The sequence below is a fragment of the Pseudomonas sp. CFBP 13602 genome (assembly GCF_014842725.1).
Lineage (GTDB): Bacteria > Pseudomonadota > Gammaproteobacteria > Pseudomonadales > Pseudomonadaceae > Aquipseudomonas > Aquipseudomonas baltica.
Genome location: NZ_JACYVT010000004.1, coordinates 317,543 through 340,633 on the forward strand (window position 1 = coordinate 317,543; position 23,091 = coordinate 340,633).

The window sequence follows — 23,091 nt, forward strand, 5'->3', positions numbered from 1 at the left end:
CTTCATCTTTGCCATTACACAATTTTCACCCCCGAGGAACATAATGGGACCGAACTGCCGTTTGACGACGGTCCGTCTATCTGTCCCCGAGGTTGCTGCACAATGAACATCACTCGCGCCATGGCCCTGGCTTCCCTGATGGCCGTTGCCACCAGTCCCGCCTTCGCCTTCAACCTGAACGACGCGGTCAATGCCGCCTCCACCCTGCAGAACGGCAAGCAAGGCAACAACGCTGCCGTCGCTGCAGCCCCGGAAGCCGCAGGCCTGCTGAACACCTTGGGTTCGACCCTGAACATCACTCCGACCCAGGCCATCGGCGGCACCGGCGCCATGCTGGGCCTGGCCAAGAATCAACTCAGCACCGCCGACTATTCGCAACTGAGCAAATCCGTTCCCGGCATCGACAAGCTTTCGGGCAACAACGCCTTGGGTGGATTGGGAGGCCTGAGCGGCCTGCTCGGCAAGTCCGACCAGAAAAACATCAGCGCACTGAACAACGCCCTTGGCGACGTGAAAACCACCAGCGACATGAACAGCGCCTTCAGCGCGCTGGGCATGAACAGCGGCATGGTCGGTCAGTTCGCGCCAGTCATTCTTCAGTACCTGGGCCAGCAGGGTGTCGGCGGCCCGTTGCTGCAAAGCCTGGGCAGCATCTGGGGCGCCACCGGCAGCTGATCAACGTCCCGATTCGGTGCGCAATGTGCCGATCAATTGGTCTTTCTCGGTCCATAGCTGGTTGACCCAGTTCTGGACCTTGAGCCGAAATACCGCATCGTTTTCATAATCGCCATCGATCAGGCCCGGATCGATGCTGCGCGACTTGATATCCACGATCACCTTGCGCACATCCCCGCACAACAGGTTCCAGAAGCCAGGGGTACGCCCGCGCGGATACACCACCGTGACGTCCAGCAAGCGATCCAGTTGCGGCCCCATCGCGGCCAGTACGAAGGCCACGCCGCCTGCCTTGGGCTTGAGCAGATAGCGGAAAGGGGAGGCCTGCTGCTCGCGCTTGGCCTGGGTGAAGCGAGTCCCTTCCAGATAATTGACGATGGTCACCGGCTGACGCTTGTACAGCTCGCACGCCGCCTTGGTGATTTCCAGGTCCTGGCCCTTGAGGTGTGGGTGCTTGTCCAGAAACGCCTTGCTGTAGCGCTTCATGAACGGATAGTCCAGCGCCCACCAGGCCAGCCCCAGGAACGGTACCCAGATCAGCTCCTTCTTCAGAAAGAACTTGAAGAACGGCGCGCGACCATTGAGTGCCTGGATCAACGCGGCAATGTCGATCCACGACTGGTGATTGCTTACCACCAGGTAGGACGTGCCCTTGCGCAAGTCGCGTGCTCCGCGAATATCCCACTCGGTACGGGTGCAGACCTTGAAGATCAGTTTGTCGATCTCCGACCAGGTCTCGGCAATCCACATGACCGCCGCCGAGGCATGGTCGCGCCAGCGACCACGCACCACCAGCTTGACCAAGGCGAACACCAGCAAGGGGCCGATCAACACCAGCGTATTGAGCAGCAGAAGGGCGGTCGCAAGACAGCCGGTGAGAAGGCGGCGCATAGGGCTACTCTGGCTTCATGAAGCAGGCAATGATAAGCACAAGCGCGCCTGTAACCAATTCTGCCCGAGGGTTTCGTCAACAAATGTTTCACTTTTATCTCGGTATGCTGCGCGCATTGCACACTGCCCCGAAGGAATCCCAGGTGAAGAACGTACTCGCCCTGTTGTCCATACTGGCCCTGCCCGCGCTGGCAGCAGAGCCGACCCTGTATGGTCGCTATGAATACATCAAGCTGCCCGAAATTGGCGGGCAGACGCTCAAGGCCAAGATGGACACCGGCGCACTGACAGCGTCGCTGTCGGCCAAGGACATCCAGACGTTCACCCGCGACGGCGACGACTGGGTACGCTTTCGCCTGGCCACCAAGGATGCCGACAACAAGATTTACGAGCACAAGATCTCGCGCATGAGCAAGATCAAGAACCGCGCCGAAGAAGACGACGATGGTGAAGGTACCGAAGTCTCGCAACGCCCCGTGGTCGACCTGGAGCTGTGCCTGGGCGACGTCAAGCGCACCATCGAGGTCAACCTGGTAGACCGCAGCAGCTTCAACTACCCCCTGCTGATCGGCGCCAAAGGCCTGCGTGAATTCAAGGCCGCGGTAAACCCTGCCCGCCGCTTCGTCGCCGACAAGCCCGACTGCTGATTCGGGGCGTGGCTTGCGAGGCACATCCCATAGTCTTGCCACCGGGATGACACTGGTCGCCAGTGACAAGGCGTTTCGTTTTGTCGAGGGACTCGAGGTACAGGACTGGTGCGAGGTCGCGTGAGCACCCCGGCCTGTCAGGCCGACGGCACAGTCGAGCGCAGCGACTCGCGCTCACTCACCTCGGCATACCACCCTGCCAATTCCGGATAGCGCTGCCGCCAGCCAGACTCCGGCATGCGAAAATCAACATACCCCAGCGCACAGGCCACGCCGATCGCCGCGATATCGAACGCTGCGCTCAACTCCGCGACCGCCGTGGCCTCCAGATACGCCAGTCCCCGTTCGATCTTTTCCGCCTGATGATCCAGCCACAACGGCCAGTGCAGCTCAGGCGGCCGCAGGGCCTTCTCGTAGCGAATCAGCACGGCCGCGTCGAGCATCGCATCCGCCAATGACGCCACCGTCAACCGCCGCCAGCGCGACGCCCCTTCCCGAGGGATCAGCGGGTTGCCCACATGCTGGTGATCCAGATACTCCAGGATCACCCGACTGTCATGCAGCGTAGTGCCGTCTTCGAGTACCAACGCCGGAATCTTCCCGGCCGGGTTATCATGGTTCACTGAAGCATCCGGGCTGACAGGGCTCAACGCCACCGTCTTCAGAGCGACCCGCTCCAACTGACCGGTCTCATGCAGCAGCACCATGACCTTGCGAGCAAAGGGGGAGGCGGGGTTGTGGTAGAGCGTCATGGCGGGCATGAGGTGTTCTCCTTGGATAAGGAAACACCCTGTATCAGCTGTGAGATGGGGTCAAGTCGTCTCAGCTTGATCGTGATCCACGCTCTCCGACATTGGGTGCGTTGGCCAGGAATGCAGGTTCACAGCTCAACTTGTACACAGGGCTATCGCTCAGCGTTGTGTCACTTCCGCTATGCCTTCGAGCAGACCTGCCTTCTTTCTCAACAGATGCCATGGCCCATCGGCAATGATTCTGCCCTGCTGAATAACCAGAACCCGGTCGAAACGCGCCAATGCTTCGATATCGTGAGTAACGCAGATCAATCCTTTACCTTTGAATGCATGCATCAGGGTGTCCCACGTTGCCATGGCCAGCTCCTGATCGAGTGAAGCGGTTGGCTCGTCGAAAAGATTGAAGCGTCCAGGTCTGTTCAACAAGCGAAGCAGGCCAAGCCGCTTGGCCTGTCCACCGGAAAGGTTGGAAGCGTTGTCGTTGAGATTCAATTGGCTCAGGAGTGCGCTCAATGATAGTTGCCGGGCCTGCTTCAACAGTTCAGGTCCGGCGGCATGGCCATACATCACGCCCGATTCCAGATCGCCCGGCAGAAATACCGCACTTTGCGGGCAGTAGCGCAGCGCGCGCAGCTGCAAGGCGCCGCAGATACGCTGGACGCAGATACCATTCAAAGAGAGATATTGTCGATACGCCGCATCCATACCCGCCAGCAACTCGAGCAGTGTTGACTTGCCTGCACCACTGGGGCCCGTGATGGCCACGCTCTCATCGGACTTGAATCGCAGGGAAGCGTCGAGCGTCAAATGTCGGCCTGACACCTCGCATGCTGCCAACTCCAACGAGGAGAAGAGGGGTGTCCCAGGTTCCAGGGATCGGTCCGGTCCATCGAATCGCGGAAGGCTGAGGGTCTGCTGCAGTTTCACTCTGTCAGCCATGAACTGGTGGGCCGAACGATAGGCTTCGGCAATGCCCGATATGTTGGTGAGAAATCCACCCGCAATCGAGCACAGGGCAACCAACTCGCCGATGGTCAATGTCGGGTTTGTCACCCCCTGGTTTCGAACGCCCCACACCAGAAGTCCACACGTGGAAAGCCCGATGAAGAGCATTTTCGCGGACCCCAGCGCCGCGGCAGAACTGGCGACGGTGGTAGCGCAACGCGCGTAGCGCTCGAATGCGAGGTTGAGCGGGGATAGCGTTTGTTCTGCCGCGCCTTCCAGCTTGATCGACCGTGCGGCGCGCAGCGTGCTGAACAGACGTTCAGAGACTTCGTCTTCGCTGTCGTTGACGTCGTTGATATGTCGAGTCCGCCACTGAATGATTCTGTGGCACACATATAAATAGATGCATGACGCCGTCAACAGCGCTGCAAAGAGTTGGGCGCCGCCAAAGTGCACAAACAGAACGCTGACGACAAGGATCTCGATGATCAGGGGCAGCCCAACGGTGACAAAGAAATTCAGTATCTGCTCATGAGCGGTAATGCCTCGGTCCGTCGATTTGATCAAATGGCCGATTCTCAGATTGTCGAAGACGCAGAATTCTTTCTTGAAGATTTCTGCTAGCCAGCTGATGGATCGATCCTTGACCGTCTGCTGTACCAGTCGAGTCAGGGCATACGTCTGGATGGGTGCAACCGCAGCTGTCACCAGTATGACCAACGCATAACCACCGAGCAGATAAGGTATCGCCAGGTTTTCACCGCTGTTGTCGAGTGACAGGTTGTCAATAATGGAACCCAGCAAGAGTGGAGGCGCAAACAACGAAAGCTTGAGGATGAATATCGTGATCAAGGTAGCCCCGAACAGGGCTGGCCTTTGCGTTACTGCATGCGCCAGGAAACGCCTCATACCGATGGGGCCTCATTTCAATGTTGGTTTGTTCACGAGCTGAATGCACAATTAGCCCGAGCAAACCAGTGGGCGTAGTGCGAGGCAGATAGAGATATCATTATGTTTGATTCGATACAACGTTAACGCACAGTGCTGCGTCCTGAAAAATTGTAGGATATTTAACAGTGAGCTATCAGAGTAATTAGCTTCAAAGTAGGGCGTGATCTTCGATTGTTTGATGTAGAACGGTTTGATGTGTAGGATTTGGAAACTTCGGTTGCTCGGATGATAAAGTTAAACAAAACATTACCGCCTAGTTAACCAGGGGTAACTTCCTTCCTCCCAGCTCAGCCCTTCCTCACCAATCCCCACACCCCCAGCACCGCAGGAACCCCCAACCCCACCCACGCCAGGGCATCCCACCCGCCATCCCCCAACAGGGCGGCGAACAATCCGGTGGTGCCGAGCACGCTGACCAACAGCGGAATGCGGAACACCGGCCAGAACATCGACTTCTTCCTTTTCGTCACGCCGTGGCCTCTGCGCCAGAGGCCTTGGCGGCGCGGCGGCGGACCCACCACAGGTACACGCCACTGCCCAGCACGATGATGGTCAATACATCCAGCGCCGCCCACAGGATCTGCATCGGCATGCCGCCGTAATCGCCGAAGTGCAGCGGCTGCGACAGGCCCATGGCGTCCATGTACCAAGGCCGTTCGACCACGGCAGTGACGTCCAGCGTGGTGGCGTCGATCAGCACTGGCGTCAGCAGGTGCGAGGTCAGGTGGGTACCGCCTTGCATGAACACCGCGTAATGATGTTCGCTGGAAAAGCGCGTCCCGGGGAAGGCGATGAAGTCGGGTGTCATGCCTGGCGCAGCGCCATGGGCGATGTCCAACAGGCGGGTGGCGGGCGCCAGTTGTTTGAGCGGTGGCGCGTCGCGGTAGGGTTCGATCAAGGCGCTGAGGGTTTCTGCCCGCCAGGCACCGATCAGCAGGTCGGCGCAGGCGCTGATCACCCCCGTCACGCCCACCACCAGCGCCCAGGTCAAGGTGACCACGCCGATCAGGTTGTGCAGGTCGAGCCAGCGGGTGCGGGTGGATTTCTGATTGCGCACGGTGCCAAACGTGAGTTTGCGCATGAACGGCGCATACAGCACCACCCCGGAAACGATCGCCAGCACGAACAGCAGACCCATGAACGCCAGCAACAGCTTGCCGGGCAGGCCGGCATACATGTCCACATGCAGGCGCAGCATGACCATCATGAAGCCACCGTTGGCCGAGGGCGTTTCCACGGCTTCGCCGGTACGCGCATCGAGCATGAAGGTGTGCGACGAATTGGGCTCGGTGTCGGCGGTGGCAGCGGTAATCGCCAGCACACCGTGGGGCTCGTCCTCGTCCCAGCCGAAGTACTGCACCACCTCACCCGCACGATGGGCCTGGGCGGCTTCCACCAGCTGTTGCAGATCCAGTTGAGGGGTGTTGGCAGGCATTTCGCGGAACTGTGGCGCATCGCCCAGCAGGTGTTCGATCTCGTGATGGAACACCAGGGGCAGGCCAGTGATGGCCAGCATCAGCAGGAAAAGGGTGCAGATCAGGCTGGTCCAGGTGTGGATGAAGGACCAGCGGCGGATGGTGGTGCTTTTCATTTCAGGGCCTGCAAAAAGAACCCAGCCGTCCACACAGGGATGGCTGGGTCATGGCGCGTTGAGTGCCAGGACGTTATCACCTGTAGTCGATACTGGCGACCGCTGTCGGGTAGCGGTCGGGTGCATACACGCCTTTGCGCTGGTCAGAACACCTGGTTCTGCTGGCGCCGCCGCCACTGGCTCACTTTCTCGGCCAAGGCGCGGGGGCTGTCCAGGTCTTGGCGGCGCGCACGGCTGAACAGCAGCATGGCCAATTCCGCGGTGACCAGCGCATCGGCACTGGCGTGATGGCGCTCGCCGACCTGCAGGCCGAAATGCATGGTCCAGTCGTCCAGTCCAGCTGCGCGCAGCAGCGCATCGGGGCAGAGCATCGGCGCCAGCTCGGCGACATCGATGAAGGGGTGTTGCAACGTGTAGCCCAGACTGTCCTTGAGCGCGCGGCCCAGCATGTGCTCGTCGAACGGTGCATGGAACGCCAGCAGCGGGCTGTCGCCGACGAAGGTCATGAAATCGAGCAGGGCGTCTGCCGGCGCCTGGCCGGCGGCGATCGCTTCCGGCCCCAGGCCATGGATCAACACACTGGCGCCCAGGCGAGGTTGCTCGCGCAGCAATGTGCGTTCGAACTGCTGAGAGAAGTCCACCGCGCCGTCTTCGATGACCACCGCGCCGATCGACAGCACCTGGTCCTTGTTCAGGTTCAAGCCACTGGTTTCCAGGTCCAGCACCACCCAGCGCTGTTCGCGCAGGCTGCAGTCAGCCAAAGGCTGCGGGCCTGGCAACCCTTGCAGGCGCTGCTGCAGCTCGACTGCCAGCGGGGTGGGGCGTGGCCGTCGCCACGGGAACAAATTCACAGTTGATACCTCAGGCTCAGGCTGGCCTGCAGGCGTTGGGCCTGACGCAGCGACTCGCGCAGGATGCGCCGGTCCAGGTGGTTGAGTTCGGCGGGGTCGATGCGATTGGAGTAGGGCAAGTGCTGCCGAGCCTGGGCCTGATGCTGCTGCATGCGCGTCTGCTGGATGAAATGGTACGCCTCTTCGTAGGCGGCGCCGTCCTGCGCGTCGATGACCTCCTTGGCCACCAGTTGGCGCAGGCGCTCCAGGGTATTGCCGGTGTCGATGCCGTTGGCCAGGGCCAGCAGGCGCGCGCCGTCGACGAAGGGCGTCAGGCCTTGCACCTTGAGGTCCAGGGTGGCTGCCTTGTCGCTGCCTTGACGGGTCAGCACGAAGTCGCGAAAGCGCCCCACCGGTGGGCGTTGGCGCAAGGCGTTCTGCGCCAGCATGCGCTGGAACAGGCGATTGTCGGCCACCTGCTCCAGCACGCTGCGGCGCAACTGCGCACACGCCGAATCATCGCCCCATACCGTGCGCAGGTCGAAGTAGATGCTCGAATTGAGCAGGTTCTCCGGGCTCGCTTCGCGAATGAAGCCGGCGAAACGCCGTGCCCATTCCAGACGCGACAGGCACAGCTCGGGGTTGCTGGCCATGACGTTGCCCGAGCACAGGCTGAAGCCGCACTGTGCCAGGGCCAGGTTGATCTGGTGCGCCAGTGGCAGCAGCTTGCCGCGGATTTCGGCAGCGTGGGCAGCGTCGCGGGCTTCGAAGACGATGCCGTTGTCCTGATCGGTGTGCAGGGTCTGCTCGCGGCGGCCCTCACTGCCGAAACACAGCCAACTGAAAGGCACGCCCGGATCACCGCGCTCTTCCAGCACCAGCTCGATCACCCGGCAGACGGTGTGATCGTTGAGTAAGGTAATGAGCTGGGTGATCTGCGTCGACGATGCGCCATGGGCCAGCATGCGCTCGACCAGAGCGCTGATCTCCCCGCGCAAGGCAATCAGTTGTTCCAGGCGCGACGCATGGCGAATGGTGCGTGCCAGGTGCACCAGATCCACCCGCTGCAGGGAAAACAGGTCGCGCTCGGAGACCACGCCGCACAGGCGCTGGTCTTTCACCAGACAGACATGGGCGATGTGTCGTTCGGTCATGGCCACGGCAGCATCGAAGGCGCTGGCTTCGGGGCTGAGGTGGAAGGGCCGCGGAATCATGTAGCGCTCGATGCCCGCACCGAAATCGGTGGCCGCGTCGGCCACGGCCTGGCGCAGGTCGCGCAGGGTGAAAATGCCCTGGGGGGCCTTCAGGTCATCGACGATGACGATGCTGCCCACTTGCTGCTCGTGCATCAGCCGCACGGCGTCGCGCAGCGGCAGAGAGCCTGAGCAGGTCACCGGGTGGCGCATGGCAAGGTCCCCCAGTCGGGTGTTCAGCGAATACTGGGTGCCCAGGGTTTCCACGGCCTGGCGCTGCACTTGCTGGTTGACCTGGTCGAGCAGGCTGCTCACCCCGCGCAGGGCGAAGTCGCGGAACACCGTCGACAGCGCGAACAGCTTGATGAAGGCCGGCTTGTTCAATTGCAGGCAGAAGGTGTCTTCGGCTGCCAGATGCTCGGTGCGCGTGGCCCGTTCGCCGAGCAGGGCGGCCAGCGGAAAGCACTCGCCGGCAGTGATCTCGAACGTGGTTTCGGTGCCGCGACGCGCACTGTGCGGCCGCTCGCCCACCACCTGCCCCTGCTTGACGATATAGAAATGCTCGACAGCGCCATCGGCCGGTTTGATGATGCTTTCACCGCCGGCATAGAAGCGCAGCTGGCACTGCTCGACCAGGTACGCCAGGTGGGCGTTTTCCATCTGGTTGAACGGTGGGAAGCGTTGCAGGAACTGCACGGTGCCGTGGATGTTCTGCAGCACCGCGGTCTTGCCCGCCTGGGTGAAGGCGTCGGTTTTGCTCATGGCCATTACCGCTCGATAGGTCGAATCGGAAGTTGTTGTTATGGGAGATTTGTCTTTATCGTTCGGCCATGGTCGACTGCATGGGCGAAGGTGCCCATTGGACGTAAGTCTAAAAGGCGGGATCGAGCGCAATGGCCAGATGGATAGGTTCTGGATGACGGGAAGCGTATGTCCGATCACGAATTGTTGTTGAGCGATGCCGAGCGTGAAGCGCTCAGCGAACTGGGCCAGGTGCAGGCGCTGCCGCCGCAGCTGGTGCTGGTAGTGGATGATGACGACGACACGCGGGATGTCCTCGCGCAGATTCTGGCGCTGCATGGCATCGAGTGCCTGCAGGCCGACAGCGCCATGGGCGCAATGCTGCAGTTGCGCGCCAACAGGGGCATCGGGCTGTTGATCACCGACCTGCGCATGGGGCCCGAGTCGGGCCTGGACCTCATCCGTGAAGTACGCGAGTCGGAGCGTGCGGCGCTGCCGATCATCATCATTTCAGGCGATGCCAGCGTGAAGGATGCGATTACTGCCATGCACCTGAGCGTGGTGGATTTTCTCCTCAAGCCGATCGACCTGGACCTGCTGGTAAAACTGGCGCGCGAAGAGCTCGGCTTGATCTGAAGCCTCTCCCAGGTTATCCAAGGTTATCCTGCGCCTGCCTGTGGATAACCTGTGTCGACCCCTCTGCAGGCCGCGTCCTGCAAGGCCCACAGGCAATCGTTCAAAAAACAGCCAATTTACGGCATGTTGTGCACAATCCACGGGGACCAGACTGTGGATAACCTCGGCGTAGATCGCTGTACACCAAGCTCGGCGCGGCCTGCAGCCAGTTGATCGTTTTCTGATCAGTCGCGTTTGCGTCGATTCCACCAGATATCCACACTGTAGATAGCCAGCCCCGCCCAGATGAAGATGAACGTCATCAAGGTCGCGGGAGCCAGGTGTTCGCCGAACACCTGAACGGCCAGCAGCAACACAAGCGTTGGCGCGATGTACTGCAAGAAGCCCAGCGTGGTATACGGCAAATGACGCGCCGCGGCATTGAAGCACAGCAGCGGCACCAGTGTGATCGGCCCTGCAGCCATCAACCAGAGCGCGTCGCTGGTGGTCCAGAAGGCCGGTTGGATACTGACGGCATCGCCGTGCCAAAGCAGCCAGCCCGCGGCCAGCGGTACCAGCAACCAGGTTTCGATCACCAACCCCGGCAACGCCGCCACCGGTGCCCGCTTGCGAATCAGTCCGTAGAAACTGAACGTCAAGGCCAGTGCCAATGAGACCCATGGCAGGCTGCCCACCTGCCAGACCTGCTGCGCCACCCCCGTCGCCGCCAGTGCCACGGCGATCCATTGCAGCGGGCGCAGCCGCTCACGCAGGATCAGCAGCCCGAGCAATACGTTGAGCAGCGGGTTGATGTAGTAGCCCAGGCTGGCCTCGAGCAGTCGACCGTTGTTCACCGCCCACACATAGACCAGCCAGTTGGCGGCGATCAGGCAACCGCTGCCCACCAGTATCGCCAGGCGTACGGGGTTCTCGCGCAATTCGCGCAGCCAGCCGGGGTGTTTCCACACCAGCAGCAGCAACGACCCCAGCAGCGCCGACCAGAGCACCCGCTGGGCGATGATCTCCACGGCCGGGTAGTGCGCAAGGGTCTTGAAGTAGAGAGGGATGAACCCCCAACAGATGTAGGCGCTCAGGCCCAGGATGTACCCCCGACGGGGATTGGCGACTTGCATGGAGCTCCCTGCTGGCACGGTTTCGATATCGAATCGCTGGTCGGTAACTGTTACACATCAAACCATTGGAAACAAAAAGGCGAGCACTGCTTTCAGGCACAGCTTCAGGCTAGAACAGCTTCAGCGGCTCTTCATTGAGTGCGGCCAGCTGCTCGCGCAGCGCCAGCACCTGGTCACCCCAATACCGCTCGGTGCCGAACCAGGGAAAGCTGCGCGGAAAGGCTGGATCTTCCCAGCGCCGCGCCAGCCAGGCGCTGTAGTGCATCAGGCGCAGCGCCCGCAGGGGTTCGATCAGCGCCAGCTCACGCGGATCGAAGTCGTGGAATTCGCGGTAGCCGTCCATCAGCTCGGACAACTGGCCGAGGCATTCCTGGCGGTCGCCGGCGAGCATCATCCACAGATCCTGAACCGCCGGGCCCATGCGGCAATCGTCGAGGTCGACGATATGAAACACTTCGTCGCGGCACATCATGTTGCCCGGGTGGCAGTCGCCGTGCATGCGGATGTTCTGGTGCGGTGTGGCCTTGTACACCTCTTCCACGCGCTTGAGCAGGTCTCGGGCGACCGACTCGTAGGCGGGCAGCAGGCTGCGCGGTACATGGTTGCCTTCGAGCAAGGTCTGCAGCGAATCGTGGCCGAAATTCTGCACCCCCAACGCTTCGCGGTGCTCGAACGGGCGTGTGGCGCCCACGGCATGCAGGCGGCCCAGCAGCTGGCCCAGGCGATAGAGCTGATCGAGATTGCCCGGCTCCGGCGCCCGGCCGCCGCGGCGAGGAAACAGGGTGAAGCGGAAACCGGCGTGCTCGAACAGCGTTTCGCCTTCATGCACCATGGGGGCGACCACGGGCACTTCGCAATCGGCCAGCTCGGCGGTGAAGGCGTGTTCTTCGAGGATGGCCGCGTTGGTCCAGCGATCGGGACGGTAGAACTTGGCAATCAGCGGTTGGCCATCTTCGATGCCCACCTGGTAGACGCGGTTCTCGTAGCTGTTGAGCGCCAGCACCCGGGCATCGCTGAGAAAGCCGATGCTTTCCACGGCGTCGAGCACCAGGTCTGGGGTCAGTGTTTCAAAAGGGTGGGCCATGCGTACTCCTGCGCGCGGCAGGCTGCCGCGTCCGGCTCGCCATGGTAGCGCAGACGCGGCGGCAGCGGTGGCGCGTTACGCGCCGATCACCCCGCCATCCTCGCGGCTGATGGCAATCACCGAGGAGCGCGGCTTGCCGTTGGGCAGGTGCTCGGGGAAGGTCGAACCACCGTTTTCACCCGGATGCTGGATGCCGATGAACAGGGTGCGTTGATCGGGGGCGAAGCTGACGCCGGTGACTTCGCAGCCGACCGGGCCGACCATGAAGCGACGGATCTCGCCGCTGGCCGGGTCCGCGCAGAGCATCTGGTTGTTGCCCATGCCGGCGAAGTCACCCGCGTTGCTGGTGTCGCCATCGGTCTGTACCCACAGTCGACCGGCATCGTCGAACGCCAGGCCATCGGGGCTGTTGAACATGTTCTGCGGATTGATGTTGGACGAGCCGCCCTTGGCCTGGCCAGGGTGCACGCTGGGGTTGCCGGCCACCAGGAACAGGTCCCACTCGAATTCCATGGCGCCGTGCTCGTCGCCGCTTTCGCGCCAGCGCAGGATCTGACCGTAGACGTTCTTCGCGCGCGGGTTGGGGCCGCCGACCGGTTGGCCGTCGTCACCGCGTTTGACGTTGTTGGTCAGGGTGCAATAGACCTGGCCATCTTTCGGGCTGACCACGATCCACTCGGGACGGTCCATGCGCGTGGCCTGCATGACGGTGGCAGCCAGTCGCGCGTGGATCAGTACCTCGGCCTGGCTGGCAAAGCCTTTGCTGGCATCCAGGCCGTGCTTGCCATGGGTCAGCTCCAGCCATTGGCCACGGCCCTTGGGGTGGTCGGGGTTGCCGTCGCCGTCGTCGAAACGCGCAACGTACAGTGTGCCGTGGTCGAGCAGGTCACGATTGGCCTTGGGGTTGTGGTGGTCGATGCGATCGCGGCTGATGAATTTGTAGATGAATTCGCCGCGCTCGTCGTCGCCCATGTACACCACGGCATGCCCGTCGCGGGTTTCGGCCAGGGCTGCGTTCTCATGCTTGAAGCGACCTAGTGCGGTGCGCTTGACCGGCATGGCGGTGGGGTCGAACGGGTCCACTTCCACGACCCAGCCATGACGGTTGAGTTCGTTGGGGTTGCGCGCCATGTCGAAGCGCGGATCGTGGGGGTGCCAATTGATTTCCTTGCTGGCCGCGACCACGCCGTAGCGTTTCTGCGCCGGGGTGAACGCCAGCGTTGCGTCGGTGCTGCCGAAGCAGTCGGTAAAGTTTTCTTCGCACGTGAGGTAGGTGCCCCAGGGCGTCTTGCCATTGGCACAGTTCTGGAACGTGCCATGCACCAGTTGCCCGGTGCTGTCGGCGGCGGTCTTGAGCAGAGCGTCGCCTGCGGCTGGCCCGCTGACGCGGATCGGCGTGTTGCCGTGAACGCGGCGGTTGTACTGCGAGCCCTGGACGAAGTGCCAGTGGCCGGCCTTGCGCTGGATCTCGATCACCGACAGGCCTTCGCAGGCCAGGGCCTTGCGCACCTCTTCAGCCGACTGCGGGCTGCCGCCGTGGGCGTAGAGGTAGCGGTAGTTGGTGTATTCGTTGTTGATGGCCATCAACGCGCGATTGGCGTCGTTGGGGAAGGGGAACAGACTCATGCCATCGTTGTTGTCGCCGAACTGCACTTCCTGGGCTTCGGCGCTGCCGTTGCCGCTGGGGTCGAACGCAGGGCCGCCGGCTTGCAGGGGTTGCCCCCAGCTGATCAGCACGCTGGCCCGATAGCCTGGCGGCAGGCTGATGGTGTCGCTGGTGGCAGCCGCAATGCCGGTGAAACCGAGCAGGCCGCTGTTACCGGCGCTCACGGCGCTGGCCATGGCCGTGCGGGTCAGCAGGTTACCGCCCATGAACATTGCGGCACCGCACAATGCGCCAGCACCGATGAAGCGACGACGGCTCAGGCCGGTGATCTTTTCCAGGTCGGTGGCTTGATGTTCTTCTAATAGGCTCATGATCATCTCCCTTCAGGTCAGCGAGTACCTTAAGGAGGGATTATGACGAACAGGTTGCAGGCAGGGGGTGTGCCGATGCGTGCGTGCAGAAATGTTTCCGAATACAGCAATACGGGGGGGAACCACGGTGCAAAGCCAGCATGAATGCGCACAAGAGAATTAGCTAACCAGATGGGCTAAGATACACTGTAGTCACCTGTACAAAGGAGTCGCCACCGATGGCCATTCACAATGTTCACGATGCCAAAAGCAATCTGTCCCGGCTACTGGATCAAGCTGCGGCCGGTGAAGTGGTCGTCATTGCCAAAGCCGGCAAGCCGGTTGCCCGGCTGGTGGCTTATGACACGCCACTAGCGGGTGAAGCAAAGCGTATCGGTTTCATGCTTGACCTGGAGGTACCCGAAGACTTTGATGAGCTGGACATTGAGGTCGCCAATCTCTTCGAGGGCAAGGTGTGAAGTTACTGCTCGACACGCATATCCTGATCTGGGTTGCCAAGGACAGCCCGATGCTTTCAGCAAGTGCTCGATCGTTGATCGGCAATATGGATCACGAGGTGTACTTCAGCGCAGCGAGCCTGTGGGAAGTGGCCATCAAGAACGGTCTGAGCCGCAGCGCCACGGTCATCGATACGGCGCGTCTGCGCCGGCAGCTATTGCTCAATGGCTACAGCGAGCTACCCATCACTGCAGCCCATGGCATGGCCGTGGAAAAACTGCCGCCCATTCATCGCGATCCGTTCGATCGCCTGCTATTCGCCCAGGCTACCCTCGAGAGCATGCAGTTACTGACGGCCGACGCATTGTTGAGCCAATACGGCACACCCGCATTGCACGTTTGAATCGTCCTACCCAATAAGCTCCAGATGCAGATGCTCGGCAACGCTTTGGGCACTGGCGTCCTTCAGGTAGGGCACGCGACCCAGGCAGGGCGCTGGCATGCGTTCGGCCAGGGTGGCGAGGTTATCTTCCAGGCGTGAGGTTTTCGGTTCGATGATGTTGGCCACCCAGCCGGCCAGCTGCAGGCCGTCGCGGGCGATCGCTTCCGCACTGAGCAGCGCATGGCTGATGGCGCCCAGGCGCACGCCCACCACCAGAATCACCGGCAGTTTCAGGGCAATGGCCAAGTCCGACAGGTTGGCCTGGTCGGACAGCGGCACGCGCCAGCCGCCGGCGCCTTCGATCAGGGTGAAGTCTGCCTGCTGGGCCAGCACGTGGCGCATGGGCGCCAGCAACGATCCAACCGTCAGCGCCACGCCAGCCTCGCGAGCGGCAATGTGTGGAGCGATCGCCGGTTCGAAGGCCACTGGATTGACCTGCGCATATTCCAGGCTGATCGAACTCTGCGCCATCAAGGCCAGCGCATCACTGTTGCGCAGGCCCTTGGGTGTGACATCGCAGCCCGAGGCGACGGGTTTGGCACCCAGCGTACTGAGGCCCTTGAGCCGGGCGGCGTGCAGCAGGCCGGCCGCCACCGTGGTCTTGCCGATGTCCGTGTCGGTACCGGCGATGAAATAGGCGCTCATCAGAATTGTCCTTGCTCGACGGGTTTGCGCAGCACAGCGTAGACCACCTGGTAAGTGGCTGGCAGCCCCTGGGGTGCACGAAAGGCTTCATAGGCTTGCAGCAGACCAAGCATGCGCGCGCGGCCGGTCAGGCCGTCGGGTCGGCCGGGGTTGAGATTGTGCGCGCCCAGCGCCTTGAGTTCATGGGTCAGGCCGCGCACGTCCGCGTAGTGCAGCACATGGGGCACGTTATCCAGGCTCAGTACCTCCAGACCGCTGTTGGCGCACAGGCGCTGGTAGTCGGCGAACTCACGGAAGCGGTTGACGTGCACCCGGCCATCCACTGCGCGCCAGCTCTGGCGCAGCTCGTGCAGCGTGCCCGCGCACAGGCTGGCGAATGCCAGCACGCCACCGGGCTGCAGTGTTCGGTGGGCCTCGGCAAGCACCGCGGCGAAGTCGCTGCACCATTGCACCGCCAGGCTGGAATAGATCAGGCCACAGCTGCCATTGCGCAACGGCAGTTGCTCGGCATCTCCGGCCACATGCCAAGAGGTGCCGCCCTGGGCGCGGGCGTGGGTCAGCATGCCTTCGGCAATGTCCAGCGCCACGCCGGCGACCTCGGGAAAACGCTGCGCCAGGGCGCGGCTGAAATAGCCCGTGCCGCTGCCCAAGTCGAGCCATTGCGAGGGTTGCAGACCGGTCGGCAGGCGTGCGAGCAGCGCGTGCCCAACGTCGCGTTGCAACTGCGCGACGCTGTCGTAACTCGCCGCTGCCTTGGAAAAGGAAGCCGCCACCCGCCGCTTGTCCGGCAACGCAGACCCCGCCTCGGCCCCTGTAGCAGCGGCGCAAGCCGCGTCATCTACCATCGCCAAACGTGCGCCAAACGCAACACCCTTGCCGTTATTCATCAAAACCTCGCTCACGCAGGAAGGCCTGAATTGCACCGGCGACCCTTTGCGAGTCCTCCAGCATGAACGCATGGCTGGTCTGCTCGACCAGGCCGATCTCCGCCTCTGGCAGCAGCTCCCGCAACGCGCTTACGGCACCAACAGGCACCAGCGAATCGTTCCCGGCAAACAGGTGCAGTTGCGGCCCGGCAAACGCCTGCAACGCGGCCCGGGTATCCAGCTCCGCCAGCACATGCAGGCCCTCCACCAACGTCTGTGTCGAAGTCGGCTCAGCAACCGCCAGTCGCCGAGAAAGCCCGCGCGGATCAGCAGCGCCTTGCGCACAAAGCGACGCGAAGCGCTTCAGCAGGTTTTTCGGATCCGCCTCGCAAGCGGCCAGAAACGCTTCGAACGTCTTAGCGGGCATCGCCTCCGGCCAGTCGGCGCGGGCCACGAAACAGGGGTTGCTGGCCAGCGTCAGCAAGCCACGACAGCGCTCGCCACGGCGCGCCGCCAGTTCGGCAGCAAGCATGCCTCCCAGCGACCAGCCGCCCAGCCAGACACCGTCCGGCAGGCGTTCGTCGAGCGCGTCGAGCCAGTCGGAAAGCTGGATGGAACCGGGCTCGGGCAAGGCTTCGATCCGCGCCTGCACGGGTTCAGCGAGCCCTCGCAAGGCGGCGACCAGGGGATCCAAAGCACCGTTGCCCAGGCCCCAGCCAGGTAGCAGGATCAAGCGATCAAGCATGTTCAGCTCCCAGCAACGGGTAGCACTCAGCCAGCGCATCGAGCAGTCGCTGCACTTGGGCACTGCTGTGAGCGGCCGAAAGCGTGACCCGCAATCGCGCACTGCCGACAGGCACTGTTGGCGGGCGAATGGCCGTCACCAGCACTCCGCGCTCGCGCAACAGCCGCGACAAATGCAGGGCTCGCCCGGCGTCGCCGATGAGAATGGGTTGAATGGGCGTGAAGCTGTCCATCAAGGTCAGGCCCAACCGGGCAGCGCCCTGTCTGAACTGCGCGATCAGGGTCGCCAGGTGCTCGCGCCGCCAGTGCTCGCTGCGCAGCAGCTGCAGGCTGCGCAACGTGGCGCAGGCCAGCGCCGGTGGCTGGCTGGTGGTGTAGATGTAGGGCCGGGCGAACTGCACCAGCGTCTCGATCAGTTCCTCGCTGCCGGCTACGAAGGCGCCCGCAGTGCCGAAGCCCTTGCCCAAGGTCCCGACCAGCACCTGCACATCGTCCAACCCCAACCCGAAGTGTTCGACGATACCGCCACCGGTGGCGCCTAGCGCACCGAACCCGTGGGCATCGTCGACCATCAGCCAGGCACCCTTGGCGCGGGCCGAAGCGGCCAGTTGCGGCAGCTCGGCAAGGTCACCGTCCATGCTGAAGACGCCATCGGTCACCACCAGCGTATTGCCGGTGGCTTTGTCGAGGCGCGTTTCCAGGCTGGCGGCATCGTTGTGCAGGTAACGGCTGAAGCGCGCGCCGCTGAGCAGCCCGGCGTCTAGCAGCGAGGCGTGGTTGAGCCGGTCCTGCAGCACGGTATCGCCTTGCCCCACCAGGGCGGTGACCGCCCCCAGGTTAGCCATGTAGCCGGTGGAAAACAGCAACGCCCGCGGACGCCCGGTCAATTCGGCCAAGGCCTCTTCCAGCGCGTGGTGAGGGCTGCTGTGACCGACCACCAGATGCGATGCTCCACCGCCCACGCCCCAGCGCTCGGCGCCCTCGCGCCAGGCCTTGATCACTTCGGGGTGGTTGGCCAGGCCCAGGTAGTCGTTGCTGCAGAAAGCCAGCAGCGGTTGGCCATCGACCACCACGCATGGCCCCTGCGGGCTTTGCAGCAATGGACGCTGACGATAGAGGTCGGCGGCGTGGCGCTCGGCCAGGCGCGCGCTGAGGTCGAAGGGCATGCAGGCCTCGAATGGCAGGGGGTGAACGCCGGCCGCTGGGGCCGGCGCAGGGTCAGGCGGACGCGGCGTCGTAGAACAGGTCGCTGCTCTTCTGCTCGACCAGGGCCTGTTCGATGGCCGCTTGATGGACCTCGTCGGCGTGTTCTTCACGAGCTTCGGGAGCGATCCCCAGGCGGGCGAACAACTGCATGTCCTTGTCTGCCTGCGGGTTGGCCGTGGTCAACAGCTTGTCGCCATAGAAGATCGAGTTGGCCCCGGCCAGGAAAGCCAGTGCCTGCATCTGTTCGTTCATCGCTTCGCGCCCGGCGGAAAGGCGCACATGGGACTGCGGCATGAGAATGCGCGCCACGGCGAGCATGCGGATGAAATCGAACGGGTCGATATCCTCGGCGTTTTCCAGCGGTGTACCGGCCACTTTCACCAGCATGTTGATCGGCACCGACTCGGGATGCTCGGGCAGGTTGGCCAACTGGATCAGCAGCCCGGCGCGGTCGTCCAGCGACTCGCCCATGCCCAGGATGCCGCCGGAGCAGATCTTCATGCCGGCGTCGCGCACGTGGGCCAGGGTCTGCAGGCGTTCGCTGTAGGTGCGGGTGGTGATGATGCTGGCGTAGAACTCCGGCGAGGTGTCCAGGTTGTGGTTGTAGTAGTCGAGGCCGGCCTGGGCCAGCGCCTTGGTCTGGTCTTCGTCCAGGCGCCCCAGGGTCATGCAGGTTTCCAGGCCCAGCGCCTTGACCCCGGCAACCATTTGCAACACGTAGGGCATGTCCTTGGCCGAAGGGTGTTTCCAGGCCGCGCCCATGCAGAATCGCGTCGAACCGATGGCCTTGGCGCGGGCGGCTTCCTCGAGCACCTTCTGCACTTCCATCAGCTTTTCTTTTTCCAGCCCTGTGTTGTAGTGCCCCGATTGCGGGCAGTACTTGCAGTCCTCGGGGCAGGCGCCGGTCTTGATCGACAGCAGGGTCGAGACCTGGACCCGATTGGGGTCGAAATGCGCCCGGTGCACGCTTTGCGCCTGGAACAGCAGGTCGTTGAACGGCTGCACGAACAGCGCCTTGACCTCGGCCAGGGTCCAGTCGTGACGAACGGTTGCAGTTGTACTGGCGCTCATCGGCGATTCCTTGTTTATGCTTGGGCGCGCGCAGGGACGCTGGAATGTCCATGGGCGCAACGCGGCTATTGAGTTGAATGCGGGCATGATTAAGGAAGCTCCATGCACTGTCAACCTTCTACGGCTGCCAGGGTCTACAAGTGGCTAGAAAATGATCAGATTTGCCTGCTGTGCGACGAAGCGTCGGGCAATCCCTATGCCCTGTGCGAGGCCTGCGAATGCGACCTTCCCTGGCTGGAGGAGCAGTGCACGGTGTGCGCATTGCCCTTGGCGATGAGTGGGTTCACCTGCGCGCCCTGTCGGCGTCGGCCACCCGCATTCGGCAAGGTGGAAACCCCCTGGCACTATGGTTTTCCCCTCGACAGCCTGATCACCCGCTTCAAGCACAACAGCCAGTGGCCCTATGGACGTTTGCTGGCCGAGTTGACCAGTCACTGGCTCGATCATCGTTTCAACGAAGGGTTGCCACGCCCGCAGTTGCTGATCCCGGTGCCCATGGGGCGCAAACGCCTGCGCAGACGCGGTTTCAACCAGGCTGAAATGCTCGCTCGGTGGTTGTCCGAGGCACTGCACATCGACTGCGATTCGACCCTGGTGCAACGACCGCGCGAGACCCAGGCGCAGCAGGAACTGGGCGCCAAGGCGCGGCTGCACAACCTGGAACGAGCCTTTGCCTTGATGCCCGGTGCGGTGCTCGACGGAGTGCACGTCGCCTTGGTCGACGATGTGATGACCACCGGCGCCACCGCGCAGGCCCTGGCCACGCTGCTTCGCGAGGGCGGCGCCGCGCGGGTCGACGTCTACTGTCTGGCGCGCACGGCCAAGCCCGAGTAGCCTTGGGCCATGACCTTGCCTCCTTTGCTGGCCCAGTACATCGCCCGTCGTCCGCAACGCATCGAACTGCTGCGTCATATCGCCGAGCAGGGTTCGATCACCCGTGCCGCCAAGGCGGCTGGCCTGAGCTACAAGGGCGCCTGGGACGCCATCGACGAACTCAACAACCTGGCCCAAACGCCGCTGGTCGAACGGGTCGTGGGCGGCAAGGGCGGTGGTGGCGCGTGCTTGTCCGCGGAAGGGCAGCGCATGCTGCGCCTTTACCAGAAGCTCCAGGCCTTGCAGGCGCAGGTGCTCGAAGCCGCCGAGGACGTCGGCGACCTCGACCTGCTGGGCCGACTCATGCTGCGTACCAGTGCCCGCAATCAACTGCACGGCCGCGTGACTGCCATCGACGCTCAAGGGCGCAACGACGAAATCACTTTGGACCTGGGCGCGGGGTTGAGCCTGCGCGCGCAGATCACCCATGACAGCACGCAAACCCTGACGCTGGTGCCCGGCGCTGGTGTGGTGGCCTTGATCAAGGCGGGTTGGTTGTGCGTGTTGCCACTGGATGCTCCCGCCATGCCTGGTCACAGCTGCCTGGAGGGTGTGCTGGAGCAGGTCCTGAAGGACGCTCGAGGGCCTTGCGAAATGCGTATCGGCCTGGCGAATGGGCAGACCCTGTGCGCACTTTCCGAGCACTGCTCGATCCGTGAGGGCGACTCGGTCAATGTGTGGCTCGATCCTGCCAACGTTCTACTCGGTACTCCGCTCTAACCCGCGCCATACCCGCCGAACCCTGTCGATCCCGCCTTTCAGCGAACCAGCCCGCAGCCGCCACGGCACCGTGACGGCCGCCGGGCGGGTATTGACTTTGCGCAGGCGTAAACGTATGTTTCAAACAGCCGTTTGATAGCGACAACCTGTCGCAGGTCGAACCCATCGGAATTCATCAGCAGAGGTTTATCGCTATGCCTGAGTACAAGGCCCCCTTGCGTGATATTCGCTTCGTCCGCGACGAGTTGCTCGGCTACGAAGCGCACTATCAAAGCCTGCCCGGCTGCCAGGATGCGACCCCGGACATGGTCGATGCCATCCTCGAAGAAGGCGCCAAGTTCTGCGAACAGGTACTGGCGCCGCTGAACCGTGTGGGCGACATCGAAGGCTGCACCTGGAGCGAAGACGGCGTGAAGACGCCGACCGGCTTCAAGCAGGCCTACAAACAGTTCGTCGAAGGCGGCTGGCCAAGCCTGGCCCACGACGTCGAACACGGTGGCCAGGGCCTGCCCGAATCCCTCGGTCTGGCGGTGAGCGAGATGATCGGCAGCGCCAACTGGTCGTGGGGCATGTACCCCGGCCTGTCCCATGGCGCCATGAACACCATTTCCGCCCACGGCACGCCCGAGCAGCAAGAGGCTTACCTGACCAAGCTGGTGTCCGGCGAGTGGACCGGCACCATGTGCCTGACCGAACCACACTGCGGCACCGACCTGGGCATGCTGCGCACCAAGGCCGAACCCCAGGCCGACGGCAGCTATGCAATCAGCGGCACGAAGATCTTCATTTCTGCCGGCGAACACGACATGGCCGACAACATCGTGCACATCGTGCTGGCACGCCTGCCCGATGCACCGGCTGGCACCAAGGGCATCTCGCTGTTCATCGTGCCCAAGTTCCTGCCTGACAGCGATGGCGCGATCGGCGCGCGCAATGCGGTGAGCTGTGGCTCGCTGGAACACAAGATGGGCATTCACGGCAACGCCACCTGCGTGATGAACTTCGACAGCGCCACCGGCTACCTGATCGGCCCCGCCAACAAGGGCCTGAACTGCATGTTCACCTTCATGAACACGGCACGCCTGGGCACTGCCCTGCAGGGTCTGGCCCATGCCGAAGTCGCGTTCCAGGGTGGCCTGCGCTATGCCCGCGATCGCCTGCAGATGCGCTCGCTGACCGGCCCCAAGGCGCCCGACAAGGCTGCCGACCCGATCATCGTGCACCCGGACGTACGGCGCATGCTGCTGACCATCAAGGCCTTCGCCGAAGGCACGCGGGCCATGGTCTATTTCACCGCCAAGCTGGTGGACGTGCTCAAGTTCAGCCAGGACGAGGAAGAGCGCAAGCGCGCCGATGCCCTGCTGGCGTTCATGACGCCGATCGCCAAGGCATTCATGACCGAAGTCGGTTTCGAGGCCGCCAACCACGGCGTGCAGATCTACGGCGGGCACGGTTTCATTGCCGAGTGGGGCATGGAGCAGAACGTGCGCGACAGCCGCATTTCCATGCTGTACGAAGGCACCACCGGCATCCAGGCACTCGACCTGCTGGGGCGCAAGGTGCTCATGACCCAGGGCGAGGCCCTCAAGGGCTTTACCCGGATCGTGCACAAGTTCTGCCAGGCCAACGAAGGCAACGAGGCCGTTGCCGAGTTCGTTACACCCTTGGCGCAGTTGAACAAGGAGTGGGGCGAGCTGACCATGAAGGTTGGCATGGCCGCCATGAAGGATCGCGAAGAAGTCGGCGCAGCATCGGTCGATTACGTGATGTATTCGGGTTACGCCTGCCTGGCCTATTTCTGGGCCGACATGGCTCGTGTGGCAGCGCAGAAGCTGGCCGAAGGTACGGGCGATGCCGCGTTCTACACGGCCAAGCTGCAAACGGCGCGCTTCTACTTCCAGCGCATCCTGCCGCGCACCCGCACTCACGTTGCCGCCATGCTCTCGGGCGCGGCCAACCTGATGGACATGGACGAAGCGCACTTCGGCCTGTCCTACTGACAGGTACGCCAACCAGCCGGGCGGCGCGCGTCTTGCCGAGCGCGCCGCCCGGCTTTCGAAC

General features: G+C 62.9%; 23 protein-coding genes. 8 read left to right on the forward strand and 15 right to left on the reverse strand.

Going from position 1 to position 23,091, the window contains the following annotated elements; translation table 11 throughout:
- The first annotated feature begins 102 nt into the window (after positions 1–102).
- Positions 103–675, forward strand: coding sequence for a DUF2780 domain-containing protein (locus IFU31_RS10325; protein ID WP_122480429.1), 573 nt, complete (start codon positions 103–105; stop codon positions 673–675).
- Here the strand turns inward: IFU31_RS10325 and IFU31_RS10330 are convergent, their stop codons facing one another.
- Positions 676–1,566: an acyltransferase gene (locus tag IFU31_RS10330; protein ID WP_192102848.1), complete on the reverse strand. Its 891-nt coding sequence runs from the start codon at positions 1,564–1,566 to the stop codon at positions 676–678.
- A gap of 143 nt (positions 1,567–1,709) precedes the next feature.
- On the opposite strand from IFU31_RS10330, the gene rloA2 reads away from it, so the two are divergent.
- Positions 1,710–2,213 (forward strand): retropepsin-like aspartic peptidase RloA2, encoded by a 504-nt coding sequence (gene rloA2 / locus IFU31_RS10335; RefSeq protein ID WP_192055815.1) that lies wholly within the window; start codon positions 1,710–1,712, stop codon positions 2,211–2,213.
- A gap of 137 nt (positions 2,214–2,350) precedes the next feature.
- Here rloA2 and IFU31_RS10340 read toward each other — a convergent pair whose 3' ends face one another.
- The 6 genes from IFU31_RS10340 to IFU31_RS10365 all read right to left on the reverse strand — a co-directional run bounded on the left by IFU31_RS10340 (position 2,351) and on the right by IFU31_RS10365 (position 9,243).
- Positions 2,351–2,974: a glutathione S-transferase gene (locus IFU31_RS10340; RefSeq protein ID WP_244657661.1), complete on the reverse strand. Its 624-nt coding sequence runs from the start codon at positions 2,972–2,974 to the stop codon at positions 2,351–2,353.
- 150 nt (positions 2,975–3,124) lie between these two features.
- Entirely contained in the window at positions 3,125–4,819 is a 1,695-nt protein-coding gene (locus tag IFU31_RS10345) for an ATP-binding cassette domain-containing protein (protein WP_192102849.1), read from the reverse strand.
- A gap of 329 nt (positions 4,820–5,148) precedes the next feature.
- On the reverse strand, positions 5,149–5,331 hold the full coding sequence (locus IFU31_RS10350) for a hypothetical protein (protein ID WP_192102987.1): 183 nt from the start codon (positions 5,329–5,331) through the stop codon (positions 5,149–5,151).
- On the reverse strand, positions 5,328–6,452 hold the full coding sequence (locus IFU31_RS10355; protein ID WP_185794953.1) for a PepSY-associated TM helix domain-containing protein: 1,125 nt from the start codon (positions 6,450–6,452) through the stop codon (positions 5,328–5,330). The genes IFU31_RS10350 and IFU31_RS10355 overlap by 4 nt, the downstream gene beginning before the upstream one ends.
- A gap of 143 nt (positions 6,453–6,595) precedes the next feature.
- Entirely contained in the window at positions 6,596–7,303 is a 708-nt protein-coding gene (locus IFU31_RS10360; RefSeq protein ID WP_192102850.1) for an exonuclease domain-containing protein, read from the reverse strand.
- Complete coding sequence (locus tag IFU31_RS10365) at positions 7,300–9,243, reverse strand: putative nucleotidyltransferase substrate binding domain-containing protein (protein ID WP_192059015.1); 1,944 nt, start codon at positions 9,241–9,243, stop codon at positions 7,300–7,302. The genes IFU31_RS10360 and IFU31_RS10365 overlap by 4 nt, the downstream gene beginning before the upstream one ends.
- Positions 9,244–9,405: 162 nt before the next feature.
- On the opposite strand from IFU31_RS10365, the gene IFU31_RS10370 reads away from it, so the two are divergent.
- Entirely contained in the window at positions 9,406–9,852 is a 447-nt protein-coding gene (locus IFU31_RS10370) for a response regulator (RefSeq protein ID WP_192055805.1), read from the forward strand.
- Between the two features lie 224 nt (positions 9,853–10,076).
- On the opposite strand, the gene rarD is transcribed toward IFU31_RS10370, so the two are convergent.
- The 3 genes from rarD to IFU31_RS10385 all read right to left on the reverse strand — a co-directional run bounded on the left by rarD (position 10,077) and on the right by IFU31_RS10385 (position 14,025).
- Positions 10,077–10,964: an EamA family transporter RarD gene (rarD, locus tag IFU31_RS10375; RefSeq protein ID WP_122480420.1), complete on the reverse strand. Its 888-nt coding sequence runs from the start codon at positions 10,962–10,964 to the stop codon at positions 10,077–10,079.
- Positions 10,965–11,073: 109 nt separating this feature from the next.
- Positions 11,074–12,048 (reverse strand): serine/threonine protein kinase, encoded by a 975-nt coding sequence (locus IFU31_RS10380; RefSeq protein ID WP_122714579.1) that lies wholly within the window; start codon positions 12,046–12,048, stop codon positions 11,074–11,076.
- Between the two features lie 75 nt (positions 12,049–12,123).
- Positions 12,124–14,025: a PhoX family protein gene (locus IFU31_RS10385; protein WP_192102851.1), complete on the reverse strand. Its 1,902-nt coding sequence runs from the start codon at positions 14,023–14,025 to the stop codon at positions 12,124–12,126.
- 218 nt (positions 14,026–14,243) lie between these two features.
- Here IFU31_RS10385 and IFU31_RS10390 point away from each other — a divergent pair, with 218 nt between their 5' ends.
- Both IFU31_RS10390 and IFU31_RS10395 read left to right on the forward strand, forming a co-directional pair.
- Positions 14,244–14,483: a type II toxin-antitoxin system Phd/YefM family antitoxin gene (locus tag IFU31_RS10390; protein WP_122480418.1), complete on the forward strand. Its 240-nt coding sequence runs from the start codon at positions 14,244–14,246 to the stop codon at positions 14,481–14,483.
- On the forward strand, positions 14,480–14,866 hold the full coding sequence (locus IFU31_RS10395) for a PIN domain-containing protein (RefSeq protein WP_192102852.1): 387 nt from the start codon (positions 14,480–14,482) through the stop codon (positions 14,864–14,866). Before IFU31_RS10390 ends, IFU31_RS10395 begins: the two co-directional genes overlap by 4 nt.
- A gap of 6 nt (positions 14,867–14,872) precedes the next feature.
- On the opposite strand, the gene bioD is transcribed toward IFU31_RS10395, so the two are convergent.
- Genes bioD through bioB form a run of 5 tightly spaced genes read right to left on the reverse strand, consistent with a single transcriptional unit; the run spans position 14,873 to position 19,437 of the window.
- Positions 14,873–15,553, reverse strand: a complete 681-nt coding sequence (gene bioD / locus IFU31_RS10400; RefSeq protein WP_192102968.1) for a dethiobiotin synthase — start codon at positions 15,551–15,553, stop codon at positions 14,873–14,875.
- Complete coding sequence (gene bioC, locus IFU31_RS10405; RefSeq protein ID WP_192102969.1) at positions 15,550–16,395, reverse strand: malonyl-ACP O-methyltransferase BioC; 846 nt, start codon at positions 16,393–16,395, stop codon at positions 15,550–15,552. The genes bioD and bioC overlap by 4 nt, the downstream gene beginning before the upstream one ends.
- Positions 16,396–16,429: 34 nt before the next feature.
- A complete protein-coding gene (locus IFU31_RS10410; protein ID WP_192102853.1) occupies positions 16,430–17,161 on the reverse strand; it encodes an alpha/beta fold hydrolase in 732 nt (243 codons plus the stop codon).
- Positions 17,154–18,326: an 8-amino-7-oxononanoate synthase gene (bioF, locus tag IFU31_RS10415; protein ID WP_192102854.1), complete on the reverse strand. Its 1,173-nt coding sequence runs from the start codon at positions 18,324–18,326 to the stop codon at positions 17,154–17,156. The genes IFU31_RS10410 and bioF overlap by 8 nt, the downstream gene beginning before the upstream one ends.
- Before the next feature lie 52 nt (positions 18,327–18,378).
- Positions 18,379–19,437, reverse strand: a complete 1,059-nt coding sequence (gene bioB / locus IFU31_RS10420; protein ID WP_122480412.1) for a biotin synthase BioB — start codon at positions 19,435–19,437, stop codon at positions 18,379–18,381.
- A gap of 102 nt (positions 19,438–19,539) precedes the next feature.
- On the opposite strand from bioB, the gene IFU31_RS10425 reads away from it, so the two are divergent.
- The 3 genes from IFU31_RS10425 to IFU31_RS10435 all read left to right on the forward strand — a co-directional run bounded on the left by IFU31_RS10425 (position 19,540) and on the right by IFU31_RS10435 (position 23,030).
- Entirely contained in the window at positions 19,540–20,271 is a 732-nt protein-coding gene (locus IFU31_RS10425) for a ComF family protein (RefSeq protein WP_192102855.1), read from the forward strand.
- A 9-nt stretch (positions 20,272–20,280) separates the two neighbouring features.
- Positions 20,281–21,030: a TOBE domain-containing protein gene (locus IFU31_RS10430; protein ID WP_122480410.1), complete on the forward strand. Its 750-nt coding sequence runs from the start codon at positions 20,281–20,283 to the stop codon at positions 21,028–21,030.
- A 194-nt stretch (positions 21,031–21,224) separates the two neighbouring features.
- On the forward strand, positions 21,225–23,030 hold the full coding sequence (locus IFU31_RS10435) for a phenylacyl-CoA dehydrogenase (protein ID WP_122480409.1): 1,806 nt from the start codon (positions 21,225–21,227) through the stop codon (positions 23,028–23,030).
- Positions 23,031–23,091: the final 61 nt, after the last annotated feature.